This window comes from Streptomyces botrytidirepellens (assembly GCF_003721215.1).
In the GTDB taxonomy this organism is placed as follows: domain Bacteria; phylum Actinomycetota; class Actinomycetes; order Streptomycetales; family Streptomycetaceae; genus Streptomyces; species Streptomyces himastatinicus.
The window spans coordinates 1-11661 of sequence record NZ_RIBZ01000777.1 but is presented as its reverse complement, the minus strand read 5'-3'; the positions used below and the strand labels follow the sequence as shown (position 1 = coordinate 11661).

Annotated in this window: 9 protein-coding genes; 3 read left to right on the top strand and 6 right to left on the bottom strand. The window is 73.1% G+C overall.

The features are described 5' to 3' along the window. The first annotated feature begins 94 nt into the window (after positions 1-94). The gene (locus EEJ42_RS39630; RefSeq protein WP_123106999.1) at positions 95-2344 is read left to right on the top strand and encodes an alpha-galactosidase; all 2250 of its coding nucleotides are present in this window, start codon (positions 95-97) and stop codon (positions 2342-2344) included. Here the strand turns inward: EEJ42_RS39630 and EEJ42_RS39625 are convergent. Together EEJ42_RS39625 and EEJ42_RS39620 are read right to left on the bottom strand one after the other, a co-directional pair. Then, a complete protein-coding gene (locus EEJ42_RS39625) occupies positions 2324-3223 on the bottom strand; it encodes a hypothetical protein (RefSeq protein WP_123106998.1) in 900 nt (299 codons plus the stop codon). The genes EEJ42_RS39630 and EEJ42_RS39625 overlap by 21 nt on opposite strands. Before the next feature lie 53 nt (positions 3224-3276). Further along, positions 3277-3879 (bottom strand): TIGR04222 domain-containing membrane protein, encoded by a 603-nt coding sequence (locus tag EEJ42_RS39620; RefSeq protein WP_123106997.1) that lies wholly within the window; start codon positions 3877-3879, stop codon positions 3277-3279. 221 nt (positions 3880-4100) lie between these two features. Here EEJ42_RS39620 and EEJ42_RS39615 point away from each other — a divergent pair, with 221 nt between their 5' ends. Next, positions 4101-5279, top strand: a complete 1179-nt coding sequence (locus EEJ42_RS39615) for an SGNH/GDSL hydrolase family protein (RefSeq protein WP_123107000.1) — start codon at positions 4101-4103, stop codon at positions 5277-5279. On the opposite strand, the gene EEJ42_RS39610 is transcribed toward EEJ42_RS39615, so the two are convergent. From EEJ42_RS39610 to EEJ42_RS39595, 4 genes are all read right to left on the bottom strand, one after another. Then, entirely contained in the window at positions 5260-7908 is a 2649-nt protein-coding gene (locus EEJ42_RS39610; RefSeq protein WP_123106996.1) for a fibronectin type III domain-containing protein, read from the bottom strand. The two genes, EEJ42_RS39615 and EEJ42_RS39610, sit on opposite strands and share 20 nt — an antisense overlap. 163 nt (positions 7909-8071) lie before the next feature. Continuing rightward, positions 8072-8749 carry a maltokinase N-terminal cap-like domain-containing protein gene (locus EEJ42_RS39605; protein WP_123106995.1) on the bottom strand — a complete coding sequence of 226 codons (678 nt, stop codon included), beginning with the start codon at positions 8747-8749 and terminating at the stop codon, positions 8072-8074. A gap of 42 nt (positions 8750-8791) precedes the next feature. After that, complete coding sequence (locus tag EEJ42_RS39600) at positions 8792-9454, bottom strand: hypothetical protein (RefSeq protein WP_123106994.1); 663 nt, start codon at positions 9452-9454, stop codon at positions 8792-8794. An 89-nt stretch (positions 9455-9543) separates the two neighbouring features. Beyond that, positions 9544-10326, bottom strand: coding sequence for a sulfite exporter TauE/SafE family protein (locus EEJ42_RS39595; protein WP_123106993.1), 783 nt, complete (start codon positions 10324-10326; stop codon positions 9544-9546). Between the two features lie 213 nt (positions 10327-10539). Here EEJ42_RS39595 and EEJ42_RS39590 point away from each other — a divergent pair. Further along, positions 10540-11661, top strand: a 1122-nt coding sequence (locus EEJ42_RS39590) for an ATP-binding protein (RefSeq protein ID WP_246097654.1), incomplete at its 3' end; no start/stop codon positions are given.

Genomic DNA, 11661 nt, shown 5'->3' with positions numbered 1-11661 from the left:
TGTGTGACCGGTCACATGCACGCCAGGATTGTGACCGGTCACACAGGGGCCGTCAAGGGATTCGTCAAGCGGTTGCGGGCGTAAGGGGCGTGGCGTGCGGGAGACGTTCACATGGGGCCATTCGGCGCTGGCGGCCGCGTTCGCGACCGGGCCGGACGGGGTACTCCGGCTGGTGCGGCTGGGCCCCCCGGACGACACCCCGCCACCGGATGGCACCCTGTCACCCGACGACACCGCGTCGCCGGACAGCACCCCGCCCCACGACACCGCGTCGCCGACCGGTGCCGCCCCGCTCCCCGTGGTGGAGGTGCTGGCGCTCGGCCACGGCAGCGACTGGTCGGGGCAGCGCGGCATCGAAACGGCGCTCGGCGCGCGGCTGCGCTACCGCGGCCACCGCGCCGAGACGGACGGACGCGACGACGACGACGGCGGCGGCGGCGGCGACCACGACAACGGCGGCGGCTGGCACCGGTTGACGCTCGACCTCCACGACCCCGGCTCCGGCCTCACCGCCGAGGTCCGCCTCTCCTCCCCCGGCGGCCTGCCGGTGCTGCGCTCCGAGGTGCGGCTGACGAACGAGGGCACGGAGCCGCTCGTCGTCCAGGCCGTCCCCAGCCTCGTCCTCGGCGGGCTCCCCTCCCCAGATGCCCTCGACGTGCACTGGGCGCACAACGAGTGGCTGGCCGAGTGCCGTTGGGCCGCCGTGCCGCTGCGCGACCGGATCGTGGACGTCTCGCGCGACGCCCACGGCCGCGACAGCCGCGCCGCCCTCGTCCTCGGCAGCGTCGGCAGCTGGCCCACCGATGGCCATCTGCCGATGGGCGCCCTGACCGAGCGCGCCACCGGCCGGGCCTGGCTCTGGCAGGTGGAGTCGCCGGTGGGGTGGCGGTGGGAGGCCGGGGAGCGGGCCCACGGGACGTACGTCGCGCTCGGCGGCCCGACCGACACCGAGCACCAGTGGCGCGAACGGCTCGTCCCCGGCGCCTCGTTCACCACCGTCCCGGTCGCCCTCGCGCTCGCCGACCGGGGCGGCTTCGACGCCGCGACGGCCCATCTCACCGCGTACCGCCGGGCCGTCCGGCGCCCGCATCCCGACCACACCGCGCTGCCCATCGTGTTCAACGACTACATGAACACCCTGATGGGCGACCCCACCACCGAGCGGCTGCTGCCCCTGATCGAGGCCGCCGCCCGGGCCGGGGCCGAGTACTTCTGCATCGACGCCGGTTGGTACGACGACACCGGCGCCTGGTGGGACGGCGTCGGCGCCTGGCAGCCGTCCACCCGCCGCTTCCCCGGCGGGCTGCGGCTCGTCCTCGACCGCATCCGCTCCCTCGGCATGGTCCCCGGGCTGTGGCTGGAGCCCGAAGTCGTCGGCGTCCGCAGCCCGGTGGCCGCCGCGCTGCCGGACGACGCCTTCTTCCAGCGCGACGGCGTACGCCTCACCGAGAACGACCGCCACCACCTCGACCTGCGCCACCCCGCCGCGCGCCGCCACCTCGACGCGACCGTCGACCGCCTCGTCGGCGACTGGGGCGTCGGCTACCTCAAGCTCGACTACAACATCAGCATCGCCCCGGGCACGGACTGGGATCCGGAACACGGCCACGCCGCCCCCGGCGCGGGCCTGCTCGCCCACGCCCGCGCCCATCAGCGCTGGCTGGCCGCCGTGCTCGACCGCCACCCGGCGCTCGTCATCGAGAACTGCGCCTCGGGCGGCCTGCGCATGGACGGCTCCTCACTCGCCCTCACCCAGCTCCAGTCCACCAGCGACCAGCAGGACCCGCTCCGCTACCCGCCCATCGCCGCCGCCGCGCCGACCGCGGTGCCGCCGGAGCAGGGCGCGGTGTGGGCGTACCCGCAGCCCGGCTTCACCGACGACGAGATCCGCTTCGCGCTGGCCGGTGCGCTGCTGGGCCGCGTCCACCTCTCGGGCCACCTCGACCGGATGACACGGGCCCAACTGGACCTCGTACGCGACGCCCTGGCGGCGTACCGGGAGGTGCGCCCCGACCTGCCCTCGGCCGTCCCCTTCTGGCCGCTGGGGCTGCCGGGGTGGACGGACGCGTGGCTGGCGCTGGGGCTGCGTGCCGGTGGCGGCCGCACGTACGTGACGGTCTGGCGCCGGGGCGACGGGACACCGGCCCGGACCGTGCCCCTCCCCCACGTCGCGGGCCGCGCGCTCCGCATCGAACACTTCCACCCGGCCGATTCCGCCGCCGAAACCACCTGGGCGCCGGACCGCGCCGAACTCACCGTCACGCTGCCCCACACCCCCGCGGCGCTGCTGCTCCGCCTGACCGTCGAGGAGGCCGACGCCGGTTCAGGCCGCGGGGCGTCGTAGCGCGTGCAGCACCTGGGCGTCGCTCGCCGGGCGTGCGGTACGCAGCATGCGCCGCAGCTCGTCCCGGTCGGCCGGGTCCGTCGCGCCCTGGGCGGTCACCGTGAGCCGCACGCCGTCGCGGTGTGCCGTCAGGACGAACTCGACGGCCCCGCCGCCGAGTTCCCGGATGACCTCGGTGATGCCGTCGCCGTGCGGCCCGCCGCCGTGGGTCACCGCGAACGCCACATCGGGCCGCGCGACGCCCGCCGAGCCCGGGACGTACGGGATGTAGTGGACCCGGAAGCCGTCGGCCGTCAGGTCGCCGTTGCCCTCGTCCACGCGGTATCCGGCGGGCGGGTCGGGCAGCAGCAGTTCCTGGCGGGCCAGCGAGGTGCCGGACATCAGGCCCCGCATCTCCTTCTCCTGCTGTGACTTGTGGGTGACGGCCGTGCCGTACGCCACCACCCCGAGCACCGCCACGCCGGAGATCAGACGGACCGTCACACCCGCGATGAACAGCGCCGCCACCAGCGCGTACGGCACCCCGCACAGCGCGGCGCGCTGTGCGGGCCCGCCCACGTGCAGCGCACCGGAGCGCCAGGCACCGACCCCGGCCGCGAGCCCGACCGTGCCGCCGAGGAACACCGTCACGGCCCAGCCGAGCCGCCCGCCCGCCGTACGGCACGGCGCCACCACGTGGCCCACCGGGGCCACGCCCACGGCGAGCACGCTGACCATGGCCGCCGCGCCGATCGCGACCGCCGGCAGCCGGTCGACGTCGATCCCGAGCCCGTGGCCGAAGCCGATGCGGTAGGCGCGCGGCACCACCAGTGCCCCGGCCGCCCACACCAGCCCCAGGTACAGGGCGAGGTGTGTCCATCGTTTCCCCGTGACCTTCACGCCCCGATCATGTCAGGGCGCTTTGGCCGAACTCCTGAGCACCCCTACTCACTTCAGTTGTTGCCTCCGCCACCGCCACCGCAGGAGTGGCCGCCGCAGGAGTGGCCGCCGCCGTGGCCGTGGTCCGACCCCCAGTCGTCGAGGGCCTCGCCCAGGCGGATCAGTCGGCGGCCGAGGGTGAGCGGCGGCTCTATCACCTCGCCGATGTGGTACCGCAGCGCACGGTCCGGCAGCGCGGCGAGGCCCTCGAAGACGTACGCGGGATACGCCCCGCTCTGCTCGGCCGCTTCCAGGTGCTGCCGGCCCGCGCGGGTGAGGCGGCAGCGCCTGGGGGTGATCAGGCCGGAGGAGATCATGCGGCGCTCGATTTCCTCCGCTTCGGGCCCGATCTCGACCGCACCGAGCAGGGAGATCGTGCTCCGGGAGCGGCGTCGGCACAGGGCGAGGACGGCGCGCTCGACGGGGTGGGCGAGCTGGTCGGCCGGTTCGTCCACGACCCGCACCCGGGAGAGGCGGATCCGCACGGCGCCGCGCTCGTGCAGCGCGACGAGGGCGACTTCCATCATGCGCTGCGGCGCGCCGCTCAGATAGGCGACGTCGTACAGATCCAGCGTTTGCGGTGCGGCATCGGTGGTGCGTCGAGAAATGCCCCTCATCGGAATGCCCCCTTCCGTCCCTACTGCTTCCTTGTCGTCAGTTTTGTCCGGGCGACGCGATCACGAACCGTGATCACGCCAGTTCAGAGGGAGATTTGAGGTTGGCCGCCCGCGCCGCCCACGCCCCTCCCGCATCCGCTTTTGCCTAAATCTATTAGGCAGTTCCATAATCGCTTATGGCGAAAGGAAGGAAGGGCATGGCACCCCAGCAACGGACCGAGATGACCACCACCCCCATCACCGCGGAACTCCTGCGCGGCGCCCTCGATCTGGAGCGCACCGAGCACGGCCTGCTGCCGCACCGGCTGCCCGCCCGGGCCCGTGCGCAGTGCGCCGACGGGCAGTTGGCGATGGCCGAGGCGCAGCCCTCGGGCGTACGGCTGGTGTTCCGCACCCGGGCCACCGCCGTCGAACTGGACGCGCTCCGCACCAAGATGGCCTACCGGGGCGCGCCGCCCCGCCCTGACGGTGTGTACGACCTGCTGGTCGACGGCCGCCTGACCGCGCGGGGCAGTGTGACCGGGGGCAACGTCCGGACGGTCGACATGTCCATCGGCGCCGCGGAGACCGAGCCCGGCCCGGTCGGCACCGTACGGTTCTCCGGGCTGCCCGACCGCACGAAGGACGTCGAGATCTGGCTGCCGTACAACGAGATCACCGAGCTGGTCGCGCTGCGCACGGACGCTGCCGTCGAGGCCGTGCCGGACCGGGGCCGCAGGGTGTGGCTGCACCACGGCAGTTCCCTCAGCCACGGGTCCGACGCCGAGAGCCCGAGCACGACGTGGCCCGCGCTGGCCGCCTCGCTCGGCGGCGTGGAGCTGATCAACCTCGGTCTGGGCGGCAGCGCGCTGCTCGATCCGTTCACCGCCCGCGCGATGCGGGACACCCCCGCGGACCTGATCAGCGTCAAGATCGGCATCAATCTGGTCAACGCCGATCTGATGCGGCTCCGTGCCTTCGGCCCGGCGGTGCACGGCTTCCTCGACACCCTCCGCGAGGGGCACCCCAGCACGCCGCTGCTGGTCGTCTCCCCCACGTACTGCCCGATTCACGAGGACACGCCGGGCCCCGCCGTACCGGATTTCTCCCGTCTCAGTGAAGGGAGGCTCCAGTTCCGGGCCTCGGGCGACCCCGCGGAGCGCGCCGCGGGGAAGCTGACGCTCACCGTCATACGGGAGGAGCTGGCCCGCATCGTGCGGCAGCGGGCGGCCGACGATCCGTTTCTGCACCACCTCGACGGACGCGACCTCTACGGCGAGGCCGACTTCGCGGAGCTGCCGCTGCCCGACCAGCTCCACCCGGACGCGGCCGCCCACCGCCGCATCGGCGAGCGCTTCGCCGATGCGGCGTTCGGGAGCGGCGGACCGTTCGGCGCCGGGGCTACACCGACGGGGTCGTGACGGACGCGGTGGCCGCCGGGCCGGTGCCGGTGGCGGTCACCGCGGCGACCGAGAAGGTGTACGCGGTGGCCGGGCGCAGGCCGCCGACGACCCGCAGCATGCCCTTGGCCCTGATCTGGGCGACCAGGACGTCCCGGCCGGTCACGTCGACGGTGCGGCCGTCGGAGACGGTGATCCGGTAGCCGATGACGGGGGTGGCTCCCGCGGACTTGGGCGGTGTCCAGGACACCGTCGCCGCGGTGGCCTCGGCGTTCGCCTTGACGCCCGTGGAGGCGTCCGGCAGCGCCCCGGCGGTGGGTCCGGGCGTCACGGGGGCCGCGGGCAGCGAACGCTCGCTCTGCCCCTGCTCGTTGCGGGCGGTCACGGTCACGGTGTACGGCGTGCCGTTGGTGAGCCTGTCGACCACCGCGTACGCGACGCGCTTGAAGCGTGCGGCCGGGACGGTGGTGGACACGGCACGGGAGCCGTCGGCAGGGGTGGCGGTGACGAGGTACGAGGTGACGGGGGCGCCGCCGGTCACGTACGACGGGTTCCACGTCACGTACACCGAGCCGTCGGCCGCGAAGTCGCCCACGCGGGTGGGCGCTTCGGGAACGGAGTCCGCGGCGTACGTACGGCCGAGCAGCCCCCGGTAGCGCGGTTCGAGACCGGCCGCCGCCACGATGTCCGCCGGGGCCTTCGCGGGGTCGGACAGGATGTGGTTGCCGCTGGTCACCACGCCCTTGTCGTCGCCGTCGCGGTCGCCCTGCTCCCAGTGGTTGCCCGCGATGCGCGTCGGGTCGTTGTTGCCGAGGTCGTCGCGGTAGTCGGTGTGTTTGCTGAGGACGTTGGCCTGGGCGCCGTGGAGGACGTTGCCCTCGACCGTCACATAGGTGCAGCCGTTGTCGGTGTAGACCGACCTGCCGAGACCCCATTGGTCGCGGATGACATTGCCGGTGATCTTCTCGCCGTCGGCGAGCGAACTGCCCGTCAGACCCTGGGTGTAGACGCCGCCGCCGTCGTCGAGCGCCTGCATGTAGTCGAAGATGAGGTTGTTCGACACCCTGTTGTCGCGGGAGACATTGGCGGTGGCCGGTTTGCCGATCTTGTCGGGCCAGCCGCCCCAGCCCATGGAGATCGCGGAGTAGGCGACATGGTCGATCTGGTTGTGGGCGATGGTGGTGTTCTGTGTGTAGCCGTTGAGGATGGCGACACCGCCGTGATACTCGCGGGGTAGTGCGGAGAGGTGATTGTTGGTGACCGAGACCCGGCGGGTGAGGTCCGCGTCGCTGCCGGGCTGCGGGGCGTCGACGCCGCCGACCTCCAGGCCGTTGCCGGAGATGTCGGTGAAGACGCTGCCGCGTACGGTCGTGTCCTTGGTACCGGTGCCGAGTTCGAGCCCGGCCGCGCCGAGCTGGGTGAACGCGTCGTCGGAGAACTCGATGTTCCGGCCGTGGCTGATGGACACGTTGCCGGGCATCCTGGTCCAGGAGGCGTACGGGCACGTACCGCCCGGGGTGTAGCCGCACAGTCCCTGGGTCTTCCAGCCGTCCGCGCCGGTCACCGTGTATCCCGCCTGGACCTCGGAGAAGCCCTCCGGTGAGGAGGGCGTGAGCCAGGTGGCGTAGGAGAACCGGATCGAGCGCAGCGCGATGTCGTGCAGCGGGGCGCCCCCGGTGCCGCGCCCGTCGACCAGCTTCTCCAGCGCCGGGGCCTCGACGGCGGCGGTCCGGAGGTTCTCGCCGGAGCGGGGGCGGTAGTAGACGGTGTGGCTCGCACGGTCGAGGTACCACTCGCCGGGCTGGTCGAGGACTTCGTAGGCGTTCTCGACGTAACCGGGCAGGGCGCCGCCGGTGAGCTTGCCGGGGCCCACCATGTTGATGCTGCGGCCGGGGATGTCGGGGAACTCCACGCGCCGGGTGGAGTTGTCCCAGCACGGCTGGGCGACGGTCACCGTGGTGCCGCGCGCCGAGCCCATCGGGCAGCGCGGCTCGGTCCACGGGCCGAGTCCGTACTGCTGGATGTTCCACAGCGCCTCGCCGCTGGGGTAGACGAACTCGATGTCCGACGGATTTCGCCAGCGGGCGAGGGTGTCGTCGGAGGCGGTGTATCCGGTGGCGGTGGCGGTCAGGGTGACGGGGAGCGTCCCGCGCGCCCGCTGGGCACGGACGCCGTCGACGTACAGCTGGCGGGTGTTGGCGAGCCCGGAGGGCGCGGGCGCCGACCACAGCCCGCGGCTGCCCTTGACCGGCCGCCAGCCCCGCACGGCCCGCCCACCGCTGAACACGGTGCCCGGGCTGCCCTGCCAGATGACGCGGTGTCCGTTGCGGCCGGAGTCGCGGGCGTCGAGGACGAGCGGACGGCTGAGCCGGTACGTACCGGGCGCGAGGCGCACGGTGAGGTCGGCGGTCTGGTGCGGGGCGCGCTTCCGCACGAGGTCGCGGGCGCGTTCGGGGGTGCGTAAGGGGGCGGCGCGGGTGCCGGGGGCGTGGTCGTCGCCGTACGGCGCCACGTAGACGTCGGCGGGCTCGGCCCGGACGGTGTGTGCGTCGGCGGGAGCGCCGAAGGCGGCGCCGAGGGTGGCGAGGACGGCCGCGACGGCGGCGGCTCTTCGGGCCGCCCGGATCGTTGAGCGGAAGTTCTCCGACATGTCCCTCCCTGTGGGAGCCGTGCCCTGTGGGAAACGTGCGGAACTCCTGGAGTGGGCCCACGGAAAGGTAGGATCTATGGCGGGAACACGTCAATGGGTGGGGCGGAATCCACGCCTTCGGCACTCATTCATGGGATCTCTCGGACTCCGCCCCGACGCGCCGTCAGGAAGCTCGGGACACCGCGTCGCTCAGCACGGCGAACCGGCCACGGGCCTCGCCGCCGTCCGGCAGCCGCCAGCCCGCGCTGACATGGGCCAGGGCCGCTGCTGCCCGACCGTCCTCGCCCGGCCGGAGGACGCGCGTCACGTCGAGGGTCAGGGGCCCGACCGCGAGACGCGTCCCGTCGGAGCCGTTGGTGATGTCCGGCCCGTCGGTGACCTCCGGCGCGCCGGACGACCCGGCCGGGATCGCCTCCGCCCTGTCCACCGTGACGGAGGGGTCGGGGGTGTCGGACTCGCTCTGCATCTGCGCTGCGGCGCGGCCTTGGAGGAGTGCCAGCAGTTGGGCGACGAGGACGGGGTCATGGGCCCCGTCGTAGATCCACCGCTGCCCCAGCACCCCGTGCTCCGACGTGCCGATGAGGCCCTGCTCGGCCCCGTCGAGCGGGGCGCCGCGGTAGCTCAGCGGCAGGTGGTAGTGGACGGGGCGCTCCCCGGAATCGTCCCGGACCACCATGAACTCGATCCCCACCTCGCCCCGCGGATCATCGAGCCGGAAGCCCCCGACCCGGGACAGCTCCGGATCCCGGCCCGCGCCGAGGTACCAGGGCTGGAGGGGGAGCCAGGGCGTCAGAAGCTCCAGCTTGGTGGGCTTCATGGTCGTTTTGTGGATGACAGCCATGCCCCATGAACCCCCTCGGTCGGCGCGGTGTTCCCCGACCGATCAGCCGAGGTCCGGCATCTCGATGCCCCGTCGCCGCCGCACATGACCGCGCCGACCCGCCAGCACCGCCATCAGGGTCCATGTCACCGTGCCGCCGATCAGACCGCCCAACCGGCCCGCGGCGTCCACCTCGTCGGCCTGCTCCATCGGCAGCTCGCCCTCCGGGTCACGGATGACGTCCAGCCGGTCGCCCACCTTCGGCGCCCAGGTGTCGCCGTCGTACCCCAGCTTCTCCTTCAGTTCCTTTCCGTCCGTGCCGCGGAGGGTGTAGCGATGGTTGTTGCCGGACGTCCCGGCCGCGCTGTCCGCCACGATCACCACGCTCTCGCGCACGCCGCGCCGCTCCAGGGCCGCTTCGGGCGCGTACTGGACCGCCCCGACGAGGACGAACAGCCCGGGCACCGCGGACAGTACGGCCAGCCAGAGGGCGCGGTGGAGCATGATCAGCAACATGATGAAGGTGAGGCAGAGGAACACCCCGATCGAGATGGGGACCGCCTCCGCGCCCACGGCCAGATAGGCGGCGCAGGTGGTGACCGCCGCGGCGGCCCACGCGTACACCACCAGCGCGACCGTGCGCCGCACCGATGTCCACGGGCTGACGGCCTGCGCGACCCGCCCGTTCCACGGTGCGCCCCTGTTGCTCCGTATCCCCGTTGCCATCCCCGCTCCCTGTGCTGCCTTGTGCCGTTGTGGGAGTCCATCTTCCCCAGCCGCACGGACCCGGGTCCGCACGGTGTCCACACCGCGGCTCAGGACAGCCACTGGTCGTAGCCGAGCTTGACCACCAGCGAGACCACGACCAGGACCAGCACGCCGCGGACGAAGCCGCTCCCCCGCTTCAGGGCCATCCGGGCGCCGACCATGCCGCCCGCCAGGTTGAAACAGGCCAGGAGTGCGGCCAGTCCCCACAGCACGGTGCCCTGGGAGCCGAAGGTCACCAGGGCACCCAGGTTCGTGCAGACGTTGACGACCTTCGCGGTCGCCGACGACGTCACCAGGTCCGTTCCCAGCGTCGCTGCCAGGGCGATGACCAGGAAGGTGCCGGTACCCGGGCCGATCAGGCCGTCGTAGAAGCCGATGCCGAGGCCCACGCCCAGCACCGCGGCGAGGACGCGGTGGCGGGAGAGCGGGCCGGTCAGGGCGGGGGCGCTGCCGAAGGTGGGGCGGAGGAGGACGAACGCGAGGACCGCCAGCAGGACGACCATGATGAGCGGGCGCAGCACGGCGCTGTCGATGCCGGAGGCGAGGGAGGCACCGGCGAGGGAGCCGACGGCGGCCGCGATGCCGATGCGTACGGCGATCCGGACGTCCACCGGGGCCTTGCGGGTGTAGGTGACGGCGGCGCCCGTCGTACCGCAGATGGCGATCGCCTTGTTGGTGCCGAGGACGTACGTGGGCGGGAAGCCCGGCAGCCCGACCAGCAGCGCGGGGAGCAGCAGCAGTCCCCCGCCTCCCACCACGGCGTCGATCCAGCCGGCCGCCCCGGCGGCCAGGCAGAGCAGGAGCAACGTCATCAGCGGTATGTCAGGCATGGTCGGGAGCCTATGGTCCGGGCCGTCGGGGGCCGGCGGGCGGGCCGCTCGACGGTCCGGGCGGGCCGCCCGGCGGCGCCGGGTTCGGCTGCGTTTACCGCATGTTCGGGCCGCTGTGAAGGCGTGATCCGTCACGGGTGAGAGTTTGGCAACTACCAGACGCAACTGATCAGTTGATGAGTAGTATCTGCCCGGTTCATGGCCGTGTCCCGGATGGAGGTGTCAAAGGTGCTGTCGGGGACGGTGGCCGTCATCGTGGCCTTGTCCGTCGTTCTGGCGCTGGTGTTGCCCCTGGGGCTGCTGTGGGTCTCCAGACTGCGCACCGCCGTCAGCCGGTACCGGGCGTCGGCGGAGCGGGAACGGGCCGTCGCCGACCAGGAACGCGCGACCGCCGAGCGGGAACGGACGCGCTCCGCCGAGCGCGCCGAGGAGATTGCCCGGCTGGCGGCCGTACGGGAGGAGCTGGACGAGGCGGCCCGCCGCGAACGGATGCTGCGCGACTCCGTACAGGCGTCGTTCGAGTCCGTGGCGCGGAACATGCACGCCATGTCGACCGTCCAGCAGCAGGTGCTCGACGGCCTGGAGCAGCACGTGGCCGACGCGCGGCTGATGGCCGAGGTGATGAAGGCCGACCACGCCGCCGCCCAGATGACCCGCAAGGCGCAGACGCTGCTGGTGATGTGCGGGATCTGGCCCGCGCGTCGGGAGACCCGGCCGGTGACGCTCTTCGACTGCGTGCGCGGTGCCCAGTCGCGGATCGTGGAGTTCGGGCGGGTGGAGGTGCACGGCGGGCAGACGCTGTACGCGGTGGCACCGGCCGTCGAAGGGCTGATGCACGCGGTCGCCGAACTGCTGGAGAACGCCACGGTGTTCTCCCCGTCCCGCACCCAGGTGGCCGTCTCCGTTCGGGAGGTGGCGGCGGGCGCGGTCATCGAAATCGACGACGCGGGGCTCGGCATGCCGCCGGACGTCCTCGAACAGGCCACCGGGCAGCTGCGCGAGGGTCTGGATCTGGCCCAACTGGGAGCGGTCCCACGGCTGGGGCTCGCGTGTGTGGGGCGCTGGTCGCGCGAGCTGGGCTTCGGCGTCGAGCTGTCCGCCGCCTCGGCGTACGGCGGGACCCGGGTCGTGGTCTTCGTACCGCACCGGCTGCTGACCGAGCCGCAGGAGGGCGCCCCCGAGGCGGACGCCGAGCCGGTGGTCATCGACCCGGGACCGGTGACCGCGGAGCCCGCCGCCACGGGCCCGGCCACGCCCGGTGGCACCCCCGCCGCCCCGGCGGGCGGCGGCCTTCCGCAGCGCCGCAACCGGCGGCGTACGACCCCGCGTACGGAT

Excerpts from the sequence above, each read along its gene's own strand:
- EEJ42_RS39605 (WP_123106995.1), bottom strand. The coding sequence starts at position 8,749 with ATGGCTGTCATCCACAAAACGACCATGAAGCCCACCAAGCTGGAGCTT.
- EEJ42_RS39610 (WP_123106996.1), bottom strand. The coding sequence starts at position 7,908 with ATGTCGGAGAACTTCCGCTCAACGATCCGGGCGGCCCGAAGAGCCGCC.
- EEJ42_RS39620 (WP_123106997.1), bottom strand. The coding sequence starts at position 3,879 with ATGAGGGGCATTTCTCGACGCACCACCGATGCCGCACCGCAAACGCTG.
- EEJ42_RS39615 (WP_123107000.1), top strand. The coding sequence starts at position 4,101 with ATGACCACCACCCCCATCACCGCGGAACTCCTGCGCGGCGCCCTCGAT.
- EEJ42_RS39600 (WP_123106994.1), bottom strand. The coding sequence starts at position 9,454 with ATGGCAACGGGGATACGGAGCAACAGGGGCGCACCGTGGAACGGGCGG.
- EEJ42_RS39595 (WP_123106993.1), bottom strand. The coding sequence starts at position 10,326 with ATGCCTGACATACCGCTGATGACGTTGCTCCTGCTCTGCCTGGCCGCC.